At 31.4% G+C, this 20477-nt stretch carries 20 protein-coding genes; 17 read left to right on the plus strand and 3 right to left on the minus strand.

The features are described from left to right. Nucleotides 1–128: 128 nt before the first annotated feature. Nucleotides 129–1436 (minus strand): DUF389 domain-containing protein, encoded by a 1308-nt coding sequence (locus C4S29_RS11400; protein WP_103914229.1) that lies wholly within the window; start codon nucleotides 1434–1436, stop codon nucleotides 129–131. Nucleotides 1437–1823: 387 nt separating this feature from the next. Here C4S29_RS11400 and C4S29_RS11405 point away from each other — a divergent pair, with 387 nt between their 5' ends. Together C4S29_RS11405 and C4S29_RS11410 are read left to right on the plus strand one after the other, a co-directional pair. Further along, on the plus strand, nucleotides 1824–2579 hold the full coding sequence (locus C4S29_RS11405) for an acyl-CoA desaturase (protein ID WP_103914230.1): 756 nt from the start codon (nucleotides 1824–1826) through the stop codon (nucleotides 2577–2579). A gap of 102 nt (nucleotides 2580–2681) precedes the next feature. Further along, the gene (locus C4S29_RS11410) at nucleotides 2682–3320 is read left to right on the plus strand and encodes an alpha/beta hydrolase (protein WP_103914231.1); all 639 of its coding nucleotides are present in this window, start codon (nucleotides 2682–2684) and stop codon (nucleotides 3318–3320) included. A gap of 9 nt (nucleotides 3321–3329) precedes the next feature. Here the strand turns inward: C4S29_RS11410 and C4S29_RS11415 are convergent, their stop codons facing one another. Beyond that, the gene (locus C4S29_RS11415; protein ID WP_103914232.1) at nucleotides 3330–3788 is read right to left on the minus strand and encodes an Lrp/AsnC family transcriptional regulator; all 459 of its coding nucleotides are present in this window, start codon (nucleotides 3786–3788) and stop codon (nucleotides 3330–3332) included. 155 nt (nucleotides 3789–3943) lie between these two features. Here C4S29_RS11415 and C4S29_RS11420 point away from each other — a divergent pair, with 155 nt between their 5' ends. The 3 genes from C4S29_RS11420 to C4S29_RS11430 all read left to right on the plus strand — a co-directional run bounded on the left by C4S29_RS11420 (nucleotide 3944) and on the right by C4S29_RS11430 (nucleotide 6922). Further along, nucleotides 3944–5146: an aminotransferase class I/II-fold pyridoxal phosphate-dependent enzyme gene (locus C4S29_RS11420; RefSeq protein ID WP_103914233.1), complete on the plus strand. Its 1203-nt coding sequence runs from the start codon at nucleotides 3944–3946 to the stop codon at nucleotides 5144–5146. A 212-nt stretch (nucleotides 5147–5358) separates the two neighbouring features. Continuing rightward, a complete protein-coding gene (locus C4S29_RS11425; RefSeq protein WP_103914234.1) occupies nucleotides 5359–5724 on the plus strand; it encodes a DUF1304 domain-containing protein in 366 nt (121 codons plus the stop codon). Nucleotides 5725–5785: 61 nt separating this feature from the next. Further along, nucleotides 5786–6922: an alpha/beta hydrolase-fold protein gene (locus C4S29_RS11430; RefSeq protein WP_103914235.1), complete on the plus strand. Its 1137-nt coding sequence runs from the start codon at nucleotides 5786–5788 to the stop codon at nucleotides 6920–6922. 123 nt (nucleotides 6923–7045) lie between these two features. On the opposite strand, the gene purE is transcribed toward C4S29_RS11430, so the two are convergent. Further along, complete coding sequence (purE, locus tag C4S29_RS11435; protein ID WP_103914441.1) at nucleotides 7046–7546, minus strand: 5-(carboxyamino)imidazole ribonucleotide mutase; 501 nt, start codon at nucleotides 7544–7546, stop codon at nucleotides 7046–7048. Between the two features lie 71 nt (nucleotides 7547–7617). On the opposite strand from purE, the gene C4S29_RS11440 reads away from it, so the two are divergent. The 12 genes from C4S29_RS11440 (at nucleotide 7618) to hisD (ending at nucleotide 20477) form a co-directional block, all read left to right on the plus strand. Next, nucleotides 7618–8526 (plus strand): DMT family transporter, encoded by a 909-nt coding sequence (locus C4S29_RS11440; protein ID WP_233740541.1) that lies wholly within the window; start codon nucleotides 7618–7620, stop codon nucleotides 8524–8526. A gap of 135 nt (nucleotides 8527–8661) precedes the next feature. Further along, nucleotides 8662–9204 carry a C40 family peptidase gene (locus C4S29_RS11445; protein ID WP_103914442.1) on the plus strand — a complete coding sequence of 181 codons (543 nt, stop codon included), beginning with the start codon at nucleotides 8662–8664 and terminating at the stop codon, nucleotides 9202–9204. Nucleotides 9205–9235: 31 nt separating this feature from the next. Continuing rightward, entirely contained in the window at nucleotides 9236–10048 is an 813-nt protein-coding gene (locus C4S29_RS11450; RefSeq protein ID WP_103914236.1) for a 2,3,4,5-tetrahydropyridine-2,6-dicarboxylate N-succinyltransferase, read from the plus strand. Further along, nucleotides 10049–11227, plus strand: a complete 1179-nt coding sequence (locus C4S29_RS11455) for a glycosyltransferase family 87 protein (RefSeq protein ID WP_394338674.1) — start codon at nucleotides 10049–10051, stop codon at nucleotides 11225–11227. A 27-nt stretch (nucleotides 11228–11254) separates the two neighbouring features. Continuing rightward, nucleotides 11255–12184, plus strand: coding sequence for a glycosyltransferase family 2 protein (locus tag C4S29_RS11460; RefSeq protein WP_103914238.1), 930 nt, complete (start codon nucleotides 11255–11257; stop codon nucleotides 12182–12184). 1 nt (nucleotide 12185) lies between these two features. Beyond that, nucleotides 12186–12962: a polysaccharide deacetylase family protein gene (locus C4S29_RS11465; protein WP_103914239.1), complete on the plus strand. Its 777-nt coding sequence runs from the start codon at nucleotides 12186–12188 to the stop codon at nucleotides 12960–12962. After that, nucleotides 12959–14056, plus strand: coding sequence for a glycosyltransferase family 4 protein (locus tag C4S29_RS11470; protein ID WP_103914240.1), 1098 nt, complete (start codon nucleotides 12959–12961; stop codon nucleotides 14054–14056). The genes C4S29_RS11465 and C4S29_RS11470 overlap by 4 nt, the downstream gene beginning before the upstream one ends. Before the next feature lie 205 nt (nucleotides 14057–14261). Then, a complete protein-coding gene (locus C4S29_RS11475) occupies nucleotides 14262–14573 on the plus strand; it encodes a hypothetical protein (protein WP_103914241.1) in 312 nt (103 codons plus the stop codon). A gap of 16 nt (nucleotides 14574–14589) precedes the next feature. Beyond that, nucleotides 14590–15354, plus strand: a complete 765-nt coding sequence (locus tag C4S29_RS11480; protein WP_103914242.1) for a GLPGLI family protein — start codon at nucleotides 14590–14592, stop codon at nucleotides 15352–15354. A gap of 92 nt (nucleotides 15355–15446) precedes the next feature. After that, a complete protein-coding gene (locus tag C4S29_RS11485) occupies nucleotides 15447–18092 on the plus strand; it encodes a TonB-dependent receptor (protein ID WP_103914243.1) in 2646 nt (881 codons plus the stop codon). Nucleotides 18093–18322: 230 nt separating this feature from the next. Further along, nucleotides 18323–19180 (plus strand): ATP phosphoribosyltransferase, encoded by an 858-nt coding sequence (gene hisG / locus C4S29_RS11490; protein WP_103914244.1) that lies wholly within the window; start codon nucleotides 18323–18325, stop codon nucleotides 19178–19180. A 10-nt stretch (nucleotides 19181–19190) separates the two neighbouring features. After that, complete coding sequence (gene hisD / locus C4S29_RS11495; protein WP_103914245.1) at nucleotides 19191–20477, plus strand: histidinol dehydrogenase; 1287 nt, start codon at nucleotides 19191–19193, stop codon at nucleotides 20475–20477.

Here is a 20477-nt window from a genome sequence, read left to right on the forward strand (position 1 = left end):
TAAGCAATCAATAAATTGATTTTTATTAAGTTTTTTAAGCGAAAATGGCTTAATTCCTTAATGGTAAAAATAAATTATAAATTTAAACAGGCTCTTAGATTTCAATTTTAAAAAGTGCAAAGTGTAATCTATTTTCCGGTCGCGGTTTTCTTTACTTCTGGCGTTTTTATAAGGGTTACAAATTTTTCGTGCATACGTTCTTTTAGCCAACTTTTCAATCTGTCTTCATCAATATTTTGCCCAGAATAGAGCATCACAAATTGTAATCTTGAACTATCTGTATCGGGATATTCTTCTATTTTTCCGTAGGAAACATTGCCAACACTAGGGTAGAGAATTTGAATTTCTTTTAGTAATGTAGAATCGCTTATTTTGTAATTGTCTAATTCTTTCCTAATTTTCGTTAAAGCAATGTCTTTTTCAGATACGTTGGTATCAAATTTATTGATCTCGCTTTGTATTTCACTCTTTAAATCTACATTGTTTTGCCGTATATTTAGTTTTGTATTTTTTAAACCTGAATCTGCGAGTCTTTTGTTATAAGTGGCTATTTCTGCAGGTGTAAATTTTTTACTTAAAAAGGCAACATCTATACTTTTAGGATCACTATTGTAGTTTAATTTTTTATAAATAATCGTATAGCCGTTATTATCAAATTCTTTTTGAATAAATTCATCTGCCGTTTTTGTAAACTTTTTCTCATTAAATAAACTGTAAGCCAGATAAAAACTTGGCACTATCATTATAACAACCAAAATTGAAATGCCGTATTTTATTCGATTTTGAAACCTGCTTTCTACTAAAGATGAAGGATATTTTAGAAATTTAACCACAAAAAAAGTGGCGATGCAGATAAAAAAACAATTGATGGTATAAAGATAAAAAGCACCAATAAAATAACTAAAATTTAAAGTAGCCAAGCCATAACCAGCAGTGCAAAGTGGTGGCATCAAAGCAGTTGCAATAGCAACACCCGGAATCGGGTTTCCTTTTTCAACTCTTGTAACCGCAATTACGCCAACCAATCCACCAAAAAATGCAATTAAAACATCGTAAATAGTTGGAAAAGTTCGAGATAATAATTCCGATTGAACTTCTTTAAAAGGACTTAAATAAAAGTAAGCCGCAGAAACAAATAAACTTACGCCAGTTGCTATTAGTAAATTTTTTATTGATTTTTTCAGTAAAGTGAAATTATAAGTACCCAAGGCGAATCCTGCGCCCACAATTGGTCCCATCAAAGGTGAAATTAGCATCGCACCGATAATTACCGCCGTAGAATTCACATTTAGCCCAACAGATGCAATAATTATTGCACACGCCAAAATCCACAAATTGCTTCCACGGAAAGATATTTGTGAGCGAACATTTTCCAGCACAATCGCTTTGTCTTCTTCACCGTTGTGTAAATTTATAAAATCAAAAAAATTATTCATCTTGTGTTTTTTATTTTTAACTGAAAACAAATCAACTTTACACTAAAGTAGCAAAAGTACTTATTTTTTAACTTGCTCTCAAATTATAATTTCAAGCTCAAATTTTGAGCTATTTCTGACACTAAAAAAACAATTTATTGCTTTTAAAATATTCTTTTTTTATTTTAATATGTATTGAATATCTTTACTTTAATGTTAATCGATTTTCATAAATCTTTTTGCTTAATTTAAATGTAAATAATTTTGTAAATGCTATTTTAAAACTATTTCGAGGAAACTATATTTTTTTAATCGAATTAAAAATTTTATTAAATATCTTGCAAAATGATTAAAATCATCTATCAAGAATTTTAATTAAACTAATTTTGTATAAATCATAAATTAAACATGACAATTATAATCTTCATCGTCGTTCTCTGGTATTCTGGCTTGTTTTTCCAGACCTTTTTTCTGCACCGTTATGCAGCGCACCAAAGTTTTAAAATGTCAAAATTTGGTGAAAAACTTTGTTTCATATTAACTTGGGTAACGCAAGGTTCCAACTATCTTTCTGCTTACGGCTATGGCGTAATGCACAGAATGCACCACGCTTTTGCAGACACAGAAAAAGATCCACATTCACCAAAATATGACCCGAATTTATTTGCCATGATGTGGCGCACCAAAAATATCTATGCAGATATTAATAATTACAAAATAAAAGTAGAAGAAAAATTCACTAAAAATGTTCCTCAATGGAAAAAATTTGACCGTTTTGCGAGTTCTTGGTATTCCAGAATTGGTTGGGGCGTTCTCTATACCACATTTTTTATTCTTTTCGCTAATCATTGGTGGGAATGGCTTTTGTTGCCAGTTGCTTATATGATGGCGCCAATACACGGTGTAATCATCAATTGGTTTGCACACATCTATGGTTACACCAATTTTAAAGTAAGCGATACTTCAAAAAATTTGTTGCGTTTTGATTGGTTAATGATGGGTGAAGCCTACCACAACAATCACCACAAACACGGCGGAAGACCAAATTTTGGCGGCGTAAGATGGCATGAAGTAGATCCAACTTATCTCATCATGCTGCTTTTAGAAAAAATGAAACTTATTAAACTTAATCGAATATCGGTAAATACTTCGAGAGAAAAATAAAAAATAAATCGGGTTTAACGCCCGATTTTTTTTGTGTCTAATTGTCAGAAAACGTAATTTGGGTACAATTTTGAAGTTAGTAATATTCAATTAAAAATAAATATGGATTTAAAATACCTCATCCGCGAACCAGGAAATATCACTCCAGAAACTACACTTTTAATTTTACTTCACGGCTACGGAAGCAACGAAGAAGACCTTTTCAGTTTTAGAGAAAGCCTGCCAAAAGATTGGCTCATCGTCAGTTTTCGGGCACCATTAGATTTGCAATTTGGCGGCTATTCATGGTTTGATCTTGATTTAATGAATGCCGAAAATCCAATAAATGTTTTGCAAGCGAAGGCGGCAGAACAAGGAATTTTAGAATCTATTTTAAAAATTTCTAACCAATATGGTTTAACGCAAAATCAAACGCATCTTGCTGGTTTCAGCCAAGGCGGCATTTTGAGTTACGCTTTGGCTCTAAATCATCCAGAAATGTTTGCAAAAATTGCCATTTTAAGTTCTTATCCAGATGAAAAATTATTACAAAATACTTCAAAAGATAAAAAACAGTTAGAAAAACTCAGATTCTTTATTTCTCATGGTACGGAAGATGCTGTGATTCCTTTAGAATGGGGTAGAAAAGCAGCAGATTATCTTTATCACAAAGGTTGTTTTTTCAGTTTTCGCGAATATATGAGCGGCCACGGCGTGAACCAAAAAAATTATATGGATTTGATGGATTTTTTTAAGAAATAAAAAGAATCACTATAAAAATATTGTGGTGGTATTTTTTACTTCTTCTATCACAAAAGAACTTTGTGTACTGGCAATATGTTGCATAGAAGTAAGTTTTGATACCATAAATTCTCTATATTCTTGTATGTTTTCTAATGCTATTTTCAAGATATAATCAGAATCGCCACTTACATGGAAACATTCTAAAATTTCCGGAAAATTTTTAATTTCATTTTCAAATTGTGAAATATAATCTCTTTTATGCTGAATTAGTTTCACTTGGCATAAAACTATAAAATCTTTTTTCACCTGTTTTTTATCCACCAAAGCAACAAATTTTTTAATAATTTGATGTTTTTCTAGTTTTTTAATTCTCTCAAAAACCGCAGTTACAGATAGATTGAGTTCTGTCGCTAACTGTTTATTGGTTTTTTTAGCGTCTTCTTGCAATAAAAAAAGTAGTTTTCTGTCTTTTTCATCTAAGTTCATCTGAAAAATATTTGGTTTAAAGATTTATGGAAGTTTAATTTAGATTTTTATTTTATTAAATAATAATATTTTAGATTTAAAAACTAAATAATGAGCAATATATTGTTTTTAAATTTAAAAGTAGATTATTTTACAAAAAATAAAATAGTTATTATATGGAAAAATTTGATGCAGCAAGCAACATTCAAGATTTACAGTATTTTGGCGAATTCGGAGGTGTAAATCCTTCTATTTCTGATAGTTCAACTTATACTTTTCTTTCAGCAAAATCTATGATTGATACTTTTGAAGGCAATACAGATGGGTGTTATCTTTATTCTCGGCATTCTTCCCCAATTAATCTTTATTTGTCTGAAGCACTGGCGAAATTGGAAGGTACAGAAAGCGCTAATGTAACGGCTTCTGGAATGGGCGCAATTACTTCTACGCTTTTGCAACTGTGCAAAGCTGGCGATCACGTAATCTCTAGCCGAACTATTTATGGCGGAACATACGCGTTTATGAAAAATTTTCTACCGGGTTTAAATATTCAAACAGATTTTATTGATATCAATAATTTAGAGAAAATAGAACAATCTATTAAACCAAACACGAAAGTTATTTTCTGTGAATCTGTAAGCAATCCTCTTTTGGAAATTGCAGATATAAAAGCGCTTTCTGTGATTGCAAAAAAATACAATCTAAAATTAATTGTAGATAATACTTTTTCACCACTTTCTATTGCCCCCAATTTTTTGGGAGCAGATGTTACCATTCATAGTTTAACAAAATTTATTAATGGAAGTAGCGACGCAATTGGCGGCGTAATTTGCGGCTCGCAAGAATTTATAAATAATCTAAAAGATGTAAATTCTGGTGCGTGTATGCTTTTGGGACCAACTTTAGATAGTTTACGCGCTGCAAGTATTCTTAAAAATCTTAGAACACTGCATATTCGAATTAAAAAACACAGCGAAAACGCTTTATTCCTTGCCGAAAGTTTTGAAAAAGAAGGCCTAACCGTAAAGTATCCCGGCTTGAAAAGCCATCCGCAACACGAAAATTATTCTGAAATTATAAATAAAGAATACGGATACGGCGGTTTATTGACTATTGATGTTAAAACTGCAGAAAACGCGAACAAACTAATGGAATTAATGCAAAATGAAAATTTGGGATACCTCGCCGTAAGTTTAGGATTTTATAAAACACTTTTCACTGCGTCAGGAAGTTCTACCTCCTCAGAAATTCCAGAAGATGAACAGAAAGAAATGGGTCTGTCTAAAGGTTTGATTCGCTTTTCAATTGGCTTAGATCATGATATAGAAAGAACTTTTAAGAAAATGAAAGAATGTATGATAAAAACAAATGTGCTCTAATTTTTTTTTAATGGTTCAAAAAAAATATAATTTTTTTAATTAAAGTGAATACCCATTATAAACTTCTTTACTTAAGTCTGAATTAGTTTCTTCTAAATTGTTAAAAATCTAAAATAAAAAAAAGCAGTAGAAAAATAAATTTTGATTTACCTATATTTGAAAAAATAAATTTTGAATTGAGTAGAAATTTTTAGTACAAAATCTAAAATATTATGGAAATAATTTCAAAAATTTTAATTTCACTCGTCGCAATAGAACATTTCTACATTCTTTACATGGAAATGTTTGCGTGGGAAACTTTGGGTAAAAAAACCTTTAAAGGCGCTTTAAAAGAAGAATTATTTCAACCTACTAAATCATTAGCGGCAAATCAAGGGCTTTATAATGGTTTTCTTTCTGCAGGTTTACTCTGGTCTTTATTTATTTCTGATCAAATTTGGTCTAAAAATATTGCAATATTTTTTCTTGGTTGCGTAATAATTGCTGGGATTTATGGCGCACTTACCGCTTCAAAAAAGATATTTGTTGTCCAATCTTTACCCGCAATTATATCATTATTAGTACTTTTATTAAAATAATTTTCTTTTAAATAATGAATTTGTTCAAAATAAAAGTTTACATATTCTAATCTTCACGTCAATGAAATATTTTTTTTCTTTTTTTCTATTATCGATGTTACAGTTTTTCTCTTCACAAGTTACTTTTAAAATAATTGCTTTACCAGAAAATACGCCAAAAGATGCTCAGTTTTTTATGGCATCTTCCTTAAATAATTGGAATCCTGCTGACAAAAGTTTTGAATTTAAAAAAGATGAAAACGGAAATTATACTTTAAAAATTTCAAAAATTGACGAAGATTTTGAATATAAAATTACGCAAGGCTCTTGGGATTTTGCCGAAGGTGACGCGCAAGGAAACGCTTCATCTAATAGGAAATTTTCACCTCAAACCGATGGAAATTTAATTAATTTAGAAATTCTTTCTTGGCAAAAACCATTAGAAAAAGCAAATACGCTTTCACCAAACGTCAGTGTTTTAAGTGAAAATTTTAATATTCCGCAACTAAAAACTACCAGAAAAATCTGGATTTATCTGCCGCCAGATTACGCCACTTCGGGCAAAAAATATCCAGTCGTTTATATGGAAGACGGACAAAATCTCTTTAACGACGCCACTTCTTTTTCTGGCGAGTGGAAAGTGGATGAAACTTTAAACGCAGAATATGCGCAGAAAAAAACAGATGCAATTGTTATTGGGATTGAAAATGGCGGCGCAGAAAGATTGAATGAATATTCGCCGTGGAAAAACTCAAAATATGGTGGCGGAAAAGGGGATTTATATGCCGATTTTTTAGCAAATACTTTGAAACCTTACATTGATAAACATTATAGAACTCTGTCGCAACCAAAATATACAGCCTTAATTGGCAGTTCTATGGGCGGCTTAATTTCTTTTTATGCTGGTGTAAAATATCCCAATACATTTGGAAAACTTGGGATTTTCAGCCCGAGTTTTTGGTTCGCAAAACAAGATTTAATTTTTTATTTAAGAAAAAATACAAAGAAATTAAAAAATTCTAAAATCTATTTTTATGCCGGTTTAAAGGAATCTGATGATATGGTTTCTAATATCAAAAAAGCCGAAATTGAACTCATAAAACAAGGTGTTCCCGCAAAAAATATTTTCACGAAATTTAATCCCGATGGAACGCATTCAGAATCTTATTGGTCGCGAGAATTTGGGCAATCTTTTGAGTGGCTTTTTGAAAATAATTAAATTCAATTTTGGCGCACAGATTTCACCGATTTGCACAGATTTTTATGTTAAATTTTCTCCAGCAGATATTTTTAATTTCAAAATATCTCTGTTAATCAGTTAAATCTGTGCGATTTAAAAAACTTAATCATAAGTATTTGGATGAATTTCTTTAATTTCATCAACCGTTTTCAAAACCTTTTCCGTTAAAGATTTTTGAAAATCTTCTAATTTATTTTTAATATTTTCATCTGAACTTCCCAAAATTTTTGCCGCCAAAATTCCCGCGTTTTGAGCGCCATTTAGAGCAACCGTCGCCACCGGGATTCCTGAAGGCATTTGCAAAATCGATAAAATAGAATCCCATCCGTCGATAGAATTTGAAGATAAAATTGGCACACCAATTACTGGCAAAGTGGTGCAACTCGCGACCATTCCTGGCAAATGTGCAGCACCGCCTGCGCCGGCGATAATTACTTTTAAACCTCTTTTTGCGGCATTTTTAGAATAATCAAATAATCTTTCTGGCGTTCTGTGGGCAGAAACTACAGTTAATTCGTAAGGAATTTCTAAAGATTTTAAAAATTTTGCGGCTTCTTCCATGATTTTTAAGTCACTTTTGCTGCCCATAATTATTCCAACCATTTTGCGCTTTTTTTTATTTTTTATAGTGGTAAAGATACTAAACATCGCTTAAAAATAAATATCTTCGCAACGTGAAAATTTTCCCATTAAAAGATTTTAAAATTCTACTCGCCATTTTTATAGTTGCTATCGTTTGGGGCACTACTTTTTTCAGTATGAAAATTGCGGTGCAGACGATTCCAAATTGGTTTGTTTCTGGGATTCGCCAGTTTTTGGCTGGCTTTATTTTGTTTTCATATCTATTATTTTCAAAAAAATTAAAATGGATTGGCTGGAAGAATATGTCTCAGCAATTTTTTATTTCAGCGCTCATGTTAATTGTTGCGAACGGCTTTACCACTTTCGCAGAAACACGCATTACTTCTAGTTTGGCTTCTTTGGTCTCTTCTTGTTCACCCATTTTAGTATTTATTTTGAGTGCTATTTTTATCGTGAAAAAAGTAAATATTCGTTCATTAATTGGTGTTTTAATGGGATTTTCGGGTATTGTTTTTGTTTTTTGGGATGGCATAGATGATTTTTTTAATGCAGATTACAGATTGGGTTTAATATTACTTTTTTTAGGCATTTCTGGCTGGGCTATCGGAACTGTTTATAGCAAACGGGTTTTGCCAGCAGGCGCTAATATTGTTTTGAATTTGTTTTATCAATTTTCTTTTGCGGGCGTCGTTCAAATACTATTTGGATTTTTATTTTCAGCAGAGATTGATATTCAAAAATGGAGTTTTCACGGTATTTTAGCAATTATTTATTTGGCTGTTTTTGGTTCCGTGATCGCATTTTTTTGTTTTAATTATTTGCTTCAAAGACTTCTTCCCACGCAGGTTGCTATTTTATCTTACGTTAACACCATTATTGCTATTTTTCTCGGTTGGTTGTTTTTAGATGAAACTATATCAGTGAAATTTTTAATTGCCGCCGCACTTATAATTTCGGGTGTTTTTATTACCAATTATAAATCTAAAGTTGCTAAAATTTAATTTGTGGCGTATATTAATTTGTTTTATAGATTAATTGCCTATTTTTTTAACTTTAATTTTTTAAAATATTAGTATTAAAATTTGAAATTAATTTTCACTAATTTTGAAAAAATAAAATCAAACGTTTTTGCTTTAATGAAAAAATTTCTGCTCTTTTTACCATTTATTTTATTTCTCGCTTCTTGCAGCGCTTCTAAAAATACAAAAGTTGTAAAACGAACGCCTTATAAAAAAAGCGTTGCTCGAACTTCAGATTTAAAAGTTTTTAATTCAAATTTCAGAGGTGTTTTAGATTCGGAACGACAAGAATTATTAAAAGACGCTGAAAAATATATCGGTGCGCCTTACAAATATGGCGGAAATACCAGTTCTGGTTTCGATTGTTCTGGTTTTACAGTAAAAGTGTATAAAGAAAACAATGAAAATTTACCGCGTCGGTCGGTCGATCAATCACATGCCGGAGTTGCAATTTCGGTGAAAGAAATAGAGCCTGGAGATTTGCTTTTCTTTGCAACTGCTGGTGGAAGTAAAGTTTCGCATGTGGGAATTGTGCACGATATTGGCGATGATGGCGAAATAAAATTTATACATGCCTCCACATCAAAAGGGGTAATGATTTCTTCCTTAAACGAAAAATACTGGAACAATGCCTTTCTTTTTGCAAGGAGAGTTCTGTAAATTTGCAACTTAAATTAATTAAATAAAAAAAATGTCACTACAACAAAGCATCGAAAATATTTGGGATAACCGAGATTTACTAAAAGAAAACGAATACCAAAATAAAATTCGAGAAGTTATTAAAGCTTTAGACGAAGGAACTTTGCGCGTAGCAGAACCTACAGAAAACGGCTGGCAAGTAAATGAATGGGTTAAAAAAGCCGTCGTAATGTATTTTCCGATGCAAAAAATGGAAACTATAGAAGTTGGGCCGTTCGAGTTTCATGATAAAATGCCTTTGAAAAGAGGTTATGCTGAAAAAGGTGTTCGTGTAGTGCCGCATGCGGTTGCAAGAGAGGGCGCTTTCATCGCTTCTGGCGTAATTTTAATGCCGTCTTACGTTAATATCGGCGCTTATGTAGATTCTGGAACTATGGTTGATACTTGGGCAACAGTCGGAAGTTGCGCACAAATAGGTAAAAACGTCCATTTAAGCGGCGGCGTGGGAATTGGTGGCGTTTTAGAACCACTTCAGGCAGCACCTGTGATTATTGAAGATGATGTTTTTGTCGGTTCCCGATGTATTGTGGTAGAAGGCGTTCATGTAGAAAAAGAAGCCGTTTTGGGCGCAAATGTTGTGCTAACCGCTTCCACAAAAATTATTGATGTTACAGGCGAAAAGCCAGTTGAAATAAAAGGCCGCGTTCCATCAAGATCTGTAGTAATTCCTGGTAGTTATACCAAACAATTTCCAGCGGGTGAATTTCAAGTGCCTTGTGCACTAATTATCGGGCAAAGAAAAGAATCAACCGACAAGAAAACGTCTCTCAATGATGCTTTGCGTGAGAATAATGTGGCAGTTTAACTGTTTAATTTGAAAGATAAATTTCTTAAACTAATATCAAATCCTAAAATTATTTTTGGGATATATTTAGTTGTTTCTTTCATATCCGCAGTTGCAAAATATATCCGAGGGCCGCAAGCCTACAATAACTATCTAATTTTTAAAAATGTTTTTTACAGCTGTTTAAAAAATCAAAATATTTTTCAGCAGCATCCAAATTTGTTTTTTGATGCTAATCATTATGGTGTTTTTTTTGCGATTTTAATTGCACCATTTGCACTGTTACCAGATTGGTTCGGTATGCCCCTTTGGAACGTGGCGAATGCATTAATTTTTGTTTTTGCAATAAGTAAATTACCCATTTCAAATATTAAAAAATCATTTGTGGCGTGGCTTTGCTTGCAAGAATTTATCACGGCCGCTTTAAGTGTTCAGTTTAATATTGCTTTAACGGGTTTGCTTATCTTGTCGATGGTTTATATTTACGAACAAAAAGAAACAAAATCTGCTTTAGCCATTTTAATAGGATTTTTTGTAAAAATTTATGGCATTGTAGGGCTTTCTGGTTTTTTCTTTGTTAAAAATAAAATGAAGTTTATTCTCTCATTAGTTGTTATCTCGATCATTTTTTTAGCGCTGCCGATGCTCTTTTCTAGCGCTCATTTTGATTTGAAATGTTATTGGGACTGGTACAACTCACTTACAGGAAAAAATATTGAAAATGAGTCTCTTACCTCCATGCAAGATTTTTCTTTAATGGGAATTGTCCGTCGTGTTTTAGGAGATTCTAGCATTTCAAATTTATATTTCATAATCCCCGGAATTTTACTTTTTGCCTTGCCTTATTTGCGAATCAAGCAATACAAAGAACTTGCTTTTCAGGTGATGATTTTGTGTTCTACCTTGCTGTTTTTGGTGCTTTTCAGTTCAAGTTCAGAATCGCCAACCTTTATAATTGCAGTTACAGGCGTGATGATTTGGTTTATTATTCAAAAAGAAAAAACACCTCTGGTTCTTTTTTTATTATTTTTTGTTTTAATTTTAACCTGTTTCTCAATGTCGGATCTTTTTCCAAAATACATAAAAGAAAATTATATCATTAAATATTCTTTAAAAGCCTTACCTTGTGTATTGGTTTGGTTTAGAGTTATTTATGAATTGATGGTAAAGGATTTTAGTAAAGATTATGCTTTAAATTAATCGGTATTTTATTTAAAATAAATTTTAATGAAAAAAATTTCAATCGTAATTCCCGCTTTTAATGAACAAGAAAATCTGCCGATTATTCATCAAAAGATTGCCAGAATTTTTTCTGATTTAAAGAATTACAACTTTGAAATTATCTTCGTAAATGACGGAAGTCGGGATAAAACACAATTGGTTTTAGAGCAACTTTCCCAAGAATTTGAAGAAGTGAAATTTATAGAATTTTCACGAAATTTTGGGCATCAACCGGCCGTAAAAGCAGGCGTAGATTTTGCCACCGGAAACGCTGTAATCTCGATGGATGGAGATTTACAGCATCCACCAGAACTTATTCCGGAAATGATTGCAGAATGGGAAAAAGGTTTTGATGTCGTTTTCACGATAAGAAAGTATCCTAAAGAAATTTCAAAATTTAAACGCAAAACTTCGAAATATTTTTACAAATTTTTATCTAATATTTCGGATGTCAATCTCACAGACGGAGGCGGTTCAGATTTCCGATTGATGGATGCTTCTGTGGTAGATGTGATGCGAAATATGCAAGAGTCAGATTTGTTTCTCCGCGGGCTTTCCACTTGGATGGGTTTCAAACAAATCGGGATTCCATTTACAGCAGACGAAAGATTTCACGGTGAAAGTAGCTATACGCTCAGCAAAATGATGAGGTTTGCCTTTACAGGAATTACTGCTTTTAGCGTAAAACCGCTTTATTTAGCGGCCTATTTGGGGTTTTTCTTTTCATTAATTTCGGTTCTTATTTACATTCCGTATGTTATTCGTGCTTTCATCGTCAATTCAGAAATTTCTGGTTGGGCATCCTTAATTATGACGGTCGTTTTTTTTGGCGGTTTGCAACTCATTATTTTAGGAATTTTCGGTATTTATTTGGGTAAAATTTTTAAACAAGTTAAAGAAAGACCCAATTATATCATCAGAAGCAAAAATTTTTAAAATGGTATTATTGTCCTTTGATATCGAAGAATTTGATATGCCTTTAGAATATAATGGCGAAATTTCTTTTGAAAAACAGATTGCGATTTCCCGAAACGGATTAATCTCAATTTTAGATTTACTAAAAAAACACCAAGTAAAAGCGACTTTTTTTTCCACCGTTATTTTTGCAGAAAACAATGCAGATTTAATTGTTCGTTTACTTTCAGAAGGTCATGAACTGGCTTCGCACACATGGTTTCACTCACAATTTGAAATCGGAGATTTAGAAAGATCGAGGTTAAAACTATCAGAATTATTTAATTGTAATGTGACGGGTTTACGGATGCCGAGAATGGCGCCAGTAAATCCAGAAGATGTGTTGAAGGCTGGCTATCATTATAATTCCTCTGTAAATCCTACTTATTTACCTGGAAGATATGACAACAGAAAAGTTTCCAGAACTTACTTTAAAGAGAAAGAATTGCTTCAAATTCCAGCCTCTGTTTCTACCTATTTTAGGATTCCTTTATTTTGGTTAAGTTTTCATAATTTTCCATTAAAAATTTATAAATTATTCGCCAAAAATGCTTTAAAAGAAGACAAATACGTGAATCTTTATTTTCATCCGTGGGAATTTTCAGAAATTAAAGACACGGCATTTAAGTTGCCTAATTTCACTACAAAAAACACAGGAAAGCAAATGATAGAAAGGTTTGATGATTTTTTGTCTTGGTTAAAAAATAGCGGTGAAACTTTCTGCACATTTCAAGAATTTATTAAAACTAACGAGATATGAAAATTGCTTTTGATGCGAAACGCTTTTTTCACAACAGCTCTGGCTTGGGAAATTATTCTCGAGATTTGGTTCGTATTCTAGCCGAAAATTTCCCCGAAAATGAATATGTTTTAATAGAACAGAAAAAATCTGAACGCGGAAAGGAGATTTTAAACTTACCAAATGTTTCTTTTCATCAAGTAAAAAAGGGAAAATTTGCGCGCCAATTAAAATTTGGAAAAGCTGCGCAAGATTTAAACGCCGATATTTTCCACGGTTTATCCGGCGAATTGCCTTTTAAGTGGAATGACAAATCGATAAAAAAAATTGTAACAATTCACGATTTAATTTTCCTGCGATTTCCGCAATTTTATTCATTTTTTGACCGCAAAATCCACTTCTGGAAATTTAAAAAAGCCTGCGAGCAAGCCGATTTGGTGATTGCAATTTCAGAACAAACAAAACGCGATATTATTCAGCTTTTAAAAATTAAAGAAGAAAAAATTGTCGTTGTTTACCAAGGTTGCCACCAAACTTTTAAAGAAAAAAAATCGCAAGAATTTTTAGAAAAAACCAAAGTAAAATTCAGTTTACCAAGCCGTTTTATCTTAAATGTCGGAACCATCGAACCGCGAAAAAATCTTTTAAATATTGTGAAAGCGATTGTAGATTCTGAAATTAATTTGGTTGTAATTGGTAAAAGAACAAAATATTTTAAAAAAATTGAAAAATGTATTGCTAAAAATAAACTTAAAAATCAAGTTCAGTTTCTAGAAAATGTTTCAATGGAAGAACTTTCTGCGATTTATCAGTTGGCGGATATTTTTGTTTATCCAAGTTTATTTGAAGGATTTGGAATTCCGGTTATTGAAGCTTTATTTTCTGAAACAGCCGTTATTACAAGTAATACAAGTTCGCTTCCCGAAGCAGGTGGGGAAAATTCACTTTACATAAATCCTGAAAACGTGGAAGATTTAAAGGCTAAAATTTTATTTCTTTGGAATAATGAATCTGAACGGAAACGACTCGTTGAAAGGGCTTTAATTGAAGTGCAAAAATTTACGGATGATAAAATTGGAAAGAAATTAATGGAAGTTTATATTTATTTACAATAAATTAATTTTAAGTGGTCTTTATATGTTTTTTAATAAATATTAACTGAGAAATACAATTATAATTAAAAATAAATATCAATTTTCTCTTGCACATCTGTTTTTTTTTTTTTTTTTTTTTTTTTTTTTTTTTTTTCTTTACAAAGTTGAAGATAAGTGTACAATTATTTACAGCAAAAACTTAGTTTAACCTTAAAATTTTATCAAAATGAAAAAAATTATTTTAGGACTGATTTTATCAGTTGGAGTTTCTGGATTTGCAGTGGCAAGTACGATAGATGTCAAGAGTGAAAGTTTAGCTAAAAGCGAAGTTTTAAGTAGTATTGAAACTATTACTAAAATTACTGAAAATATAAGTTTAGTCTCTTGCTCTCACAGATATTATTTGAGAATTTATGATTGTAATGGAGGATTTGAAGACAAAGACCTTGGCCAATTTGAAGGTAGCTGTGGAGGTGCTTCAGATGGTACGTCATTTATGCATAGACAAACTTTAGAGGCAGATTGTGGACCACAGTAAATAAAATTAAGGACTTATGAGAATTATTTTATGTTTATTTTTTTTGACATTTGTTAAGGGTGTTAAATCTCAAAACACAATCGTTGAATATACTGTACAACAGGATGACCAGCAGTACAGTGACTATTTGGTTTACAATCAAATCGAATTGTACAATATAATAATCGCTCATAAGTCTTTTAAAAATTATTTAGAATTAATTAATGATAAGGAATATTTAGAATCTGTAAGATATACTTCAGGATCAAAGAGAAATGTAGATAGCAATACATTTTACATTATTCCAAGAGCGATTGGAAAACAAAAATTTGAAGTTTTAGAAGATAATGTGCCAAATTTTAAGTGGAAAATAAGTGATAAGCAAGAAACTGTATTAAATTATCCTTGTAGAATTGCATATACAGAATTTAGAGGTAGAAATTACAAAGCATGGTTTACAACTGAAATACCAAAATCGTTGGGACCGTGGAAATTTTTCGGTTTACCCGGCTTAATTTTAAAAGTGCAAGATGAAGATTTGAAATTTATTTATACAGCAGTCAGAATCGATTTTAATTCAAGTGAATTTATACCACAAAAGTTTGTAAAATATTTTCAAAATAATACTAAAATAACTTCTTATAAAGACTTTATCAAATTGGATAACATTTATTCTACCGAACTTGTTGAGAAATATCGCGCAAATTTGCCTGCAGGTGTGGTATTGGGAGAAACTCCTGCAATAAGAAGCCTTTCGATTGAAAGAACTTTCGAATGGGAAAAACAGCCTGAAAAACCGTAATTTTTAAATACTTTTATTACTAAATTTATGGCAGATAAAATCTGCCATTTTTATTTTTTTTAAATTGTAATCTTTAATCATAATATTTCTGAATGAAGTTTTTTTTACTGTTTGTTCTTTTTTTTTCGCTTAAAATTCCTGCCCAAACAGAAATAAAAGGATTTGTGTTTTCTGAAAATAAAGCGGCAATTTCAAAGGCAAATGTCATACTTTTAAATGATAAAAATCAAATAGAAACTTTCGCCTTTAGCACTAAAGACGGAAGTTTTTCTTTAAATACAGATAAATTCGGCAAGTTTAAAGTTCAAATTACTGCCTTTAATTTCTCTTCAAAAGATATAGAAATTTCTATTTCCCAAAAAAATCAGGTTTTAGATTTAAAAACCATCGTATTAGAAAAAGTAAAGGAAATAAAGGAAGTGGTCATCACAAGAACCAATCCTATAAGAATTAAAAAAGATACCATTGAATATAATGTTAAAAATTTTGCTAACGGCACAGAGCAAAATGTTGAAGAATTATTAAAGAAAATTCCAGGTTTAACAGTGCAAAGTAACGGTAAAATAAAATTTGGCAATAAGGATGTTACTAAAGTCTTGGTAGAAAATGATGATCTTTTTGAGAATGGCTACCAAACTTTAACCCAAAATATGCCGTCGCAACCTTTAGATAAAATACAGGTGTTAAAGCACTATTCTAAAAATAAATTATTAAAAGGTGTAGAAAATTCAGAAAGTATTGCCATTAACCTTACATTAAAGAAAGATGCAAAAAGCCAATGGTTTGGCAACGTGTTGCTCGCTTCTACAAGTTATAAGGAAAACAGGCACCAAGCCAAAATAAATATAATGAATTTCTCTAAGCGGCAGAAAATTTATGCTTTATTTAATGCCAACAACCTTGGTTTAAATGAAATGAGTGGCGTAGAATACCTTATTAATCCAACTTCTGATAATAATGTAGAAAATGTTGGAAGTGATATCAGTACCATTTCGATCATCAATCTGCATCAAAAAAACCAACAGTTTGAGGATAAAAGAACCAATTTTAATAATGATAAATTGGCTTCTCTTAATTATATCTATAATTTTGAAAATGATTGGAAGCTAAAATTCGTGACGATTTTTAATGAAACCCAAAACAGAAATTATATCAACAGTTTTTATAAATTTAATTATGATGGTTTAAATTTCACCAATATAGAAGATAAAAGCTGGGAACAAAACAAAAGAAATATTGTAGGGAAATTAGAACTTTCAAAGGATTTTAAAAATAAATCTAATCTTCAGTTTTATAATAAAATTTCATCACTAAATGAAAATAACGACAATCAATTTATTTTTAACAATCAGCCAAACAATCAATTGGGAACTAACCAACTTTTTGCCACAGAAAATAAAGTGGTTTATACAAAAAAGTTAGATTCATCCCACGCAATCGTAGCAGTCGCGAAATATCTCTACCAAAATCGCCCGTACAATTTCACGGATGAAAATGATGTATTCACTTTTCTGCTCAATAATCCAAATGCGAAACGGATAAACCAAAAAATTGATTCTAAATTAAATTTTGGTGGCGTAAAAATTTCTTATCTTAAAAAATATGCAGAAGATAATACTTTGGAAATTCAATTGGGAAATGAGTTTAGGAAAGATTATTTAAATTCAGATTTATCTGTTTTTGATTTAAATAACCAACAAATAAATTTTGATAAAAGCCAATTTCAAAATAATGTCAATTATACTCGAAATAACACATTTGCCCAATTAAAATACCAGAAGAAAAGCAAGAAATGGACTTACGGTTTTACGCTTTTAAACCAATTGATTTCATCAAATCTTAATAACGATGCAAAGACCGGCTTTTATGTTTCGCCAAATTTTAATCTGTCTTATGAAAATAGGAAAACAGGAAATTTCAATCTTTTTGCAAGTCGAAAAATTTCTACCATTTCGATAAATGATGTTTTCGTAAACTACATCTACCAAGGAAATAGAAGCTTCAAACAAAGTGATATAGGTTTTACAATTCTTCCCGATTACAATCTTGGATTAAGTTACAGTTTAGGAGACATGCTTTCGGAATATCTCACTTTAAACCTTAATTTTTCACGAAATGAGGATTATATTAGTAATAACACGATAGTAAATCCCAATTATACTTTTAATCAGAATATTTTGGTAAAGAATAATTCTACAATTTCATCGAATTTAGAATTGAGAAAATATGTAAAACTCATAAAATCTCGAATAAGTTTACTTGGAAATTATCTTAATTCTGATTATGAAAACAGCATCAACAATCAAGGATTAATAAAAACAAATTTCTCAAATCTAAAGTTAGGCTTTGAGATGAAATCAGGTTGGACGGGTTTCGCAAATTATGAATTGGGTTATAATTGGACATTTAATAAAATTATTTCGGACATTAATTCTACCAATTATTTAGATCAAAAGGGATTTTTAAATTTATATTTCACCATCAATCCGCAGATTCGTGTAGAATCAACTTTAGAATATTACAAATTTGGAAATACAGCGCAAAAAACCACACAGTTTTTAGATGTCAAACTAAATTACAATGTGAAAAAATATAAAATGAATTTATTTTTGCAAGGAAATAATCTTTTAAATTCTAATAGTATTCAGCGGTATTCTATAGATAATATCAGTGAAAGTCTCTGCACGCAAAGACTTTTGCCTTTGCATATTGTTTTGGGAATTAATAAAAACTTTTAAAAAAATAATTTAAAATTGTTGCGCATTAAAAAAATATAATTCATCTTTGCCAAAGCATTTACAAAATGAAAACACTTAAAGTTTTATTCCATCATCATCATCTCATCTAAAAGACGAGTTGATTGATTATGTTTTTAAAATAAATAAAAAAATATACTAAACCGTCTGAACAAGACGGTTTTTTTAATTTAAAATCTTAAAAATTTGTTCAGACTAATCTTAAAAATAAAATGAACAAATTAAAAATTGCCATCCAAAAAAGCGGAAGATTAAGTGAAAAATCTCTAGAACTTTTGAGAGAATGTGGCATCAATTTTCCCGATTTTAAATCTAAATTAAAAAATTCTGCGACTAATTTTCCGTTAGAAATTCTTTTTCTTCGGGACGATGATATTCCAAAATATGTGGAACAAAACATTGTTGACATCGGCATTATCGGTGAAAACGAAGTTTTAGAGCAGGAAAAGAATATTGAAGTCATTAAAAAATTAGGTTTCGCAAAATGCCGTCTTTCCTTAGCGGTAACAAACGATTCTATTTGTAATGATTTATCTTATTTTGAAGGAAAAAAAATTGCAACAAGTTATCCCAATATTTTAAAGAAATTTTTCCAAAAAGAGAATTTCACACCAGAAATTACCGAGATTTCCGGAAGTGTCGAGATTGCGCCAAGTATTGGTCTTGCAGATGCGATTGCAGATTTGGTGAGTTCTGGCGGAACACTTTTGCACAATGGTTTAAAGGAAGTTTTTGAAGTCTTAAAAAGTGAAGCGGTTCTGGTTTCTAATCCTAATCTAAATGCTGAAACTTTAGAGATTTTAGAAAGATTATTATTTAGAATTCAAGCGGTTTTAAACTCTCGTGAAAATAAATATATTTTGCTCAATGCGCCTACCAAATCTTTGGCAGAAATTATAAAAGTTTTGCCAGGAATGAAATCGCCGACCGTTTTGCCACTTGCAGATCCGGAATGGAGTAGCGTGCATTCTGTGGTGCGCGAAAGTGAATTTTGGGAAGTGATTGATGAATTGAAAAAATTTGGAGCAGAAGGAATTTTAGTAATTCCGATAGAAAAAATGGTTCTTTAAAAATTTAATTATGACAGATAATATATTTAGATTTCCAGCCAAAAGTGAGTGGCTAACTTTATTACAAAGGCCGGCTTTAGAACGAAAAGATTTACGAAATTTAGTTCAGGACATTTTTACAGAAGTTAAATTAAATGGCGATTCTGCCGTAAAAAGTTTTTCAGAAAAGTTTGATAATGTTTCAATTGATGAATTTTTAGTATCCAATCAAGAAATCGAAAAGGCTTCAGATGAAGTTCCAGAGGATTTAAAAAATGCCATTCAACTGGCAAAAGAAAATATTTTTAAATTTCATAAGTCTCAGCACCAGGAAATTAATAAAATTGAAACCCAGCCAGGAATTTCCTGTTGGCGCGAAAGCAGAGCGATTGAAAATGTCGGTTTGTATATTCCGGGCGGAACGGCGCCGCTTTTTTCCACCATTTTAATGTTGGCAATTCCTGCAAAAATTGCAGGTTGTAAAAATATTATTCTTTGTACGCCACCGCAAAAAGATGGAAGTGTAAATCCTGCTATTTTGTTTACTGCCAACTTATGCGGCATCGAAAAAATTTATAAAGTCGGTGGTTCCCAAGCAATTGCGGCGATGACTTTTGGAACAGAAAGTATTTCTAAAGTCGATAAAATTTTCGGTCCAGGAAATCAATATGTAACAGCGGCGAAAGTTTTAGCGCAAGATTTTGGTGTGGCGATTGATATGCCGGCTGGTCCAAGTGAGGTTTTAGTGATTGCAGATTCTAGCGCGATTGCTGAGTTTTGTGCGGCAGATTTATTATCGCAAGCCGAACACGGAATTGATTCGCAGGTTATTTTTATTGCGACTGATGAAACTGTTTTTAATAAAACTTTAAAAGAAATTGAGGTTCAACTTGAACAACTTCCTAGAAACGAAATTGCAAGAAAAGCCGTAGAAAATAGCCGATTTATTTTGCTTAATTCTGTTGAAGATGCTATAAAATTGAGCAATCTTTACGCACCTGAACATTTGATTTTATCCATTCAAAATCCTGAAAATTATACCGAAAAAATTACCAACGCAGGTTCTGTTTTCCTCGGAAATTACAGTCCAGAAGCGGCGGGTGATTATGCAACAGGAACTAATCACACCTTGCCAACAAACGGTTTTGCGAGAAATTACAGCGGCGTTTCGCTAGATAGTTTTGTTAAAAGAATAACCTTTCAAAATTTAACGCAAAAAGGTTTGCAAAATATTGGGAAATCTGTTGAATTAATGGCAGAAGCCGAAGGTTTATTCGCGCATAAAAATGCAGTTTCACTTCGCTTAAAATCTTTCTAA

It is taken from the genome of Halpernia humi, from assembly GCF_900108025.1.
GTDB lineage: Bacteria > Bacteroidota > Bacteroidia > Flavobacteriales > Weeksellaceae > Halpernia > Halpernia humi.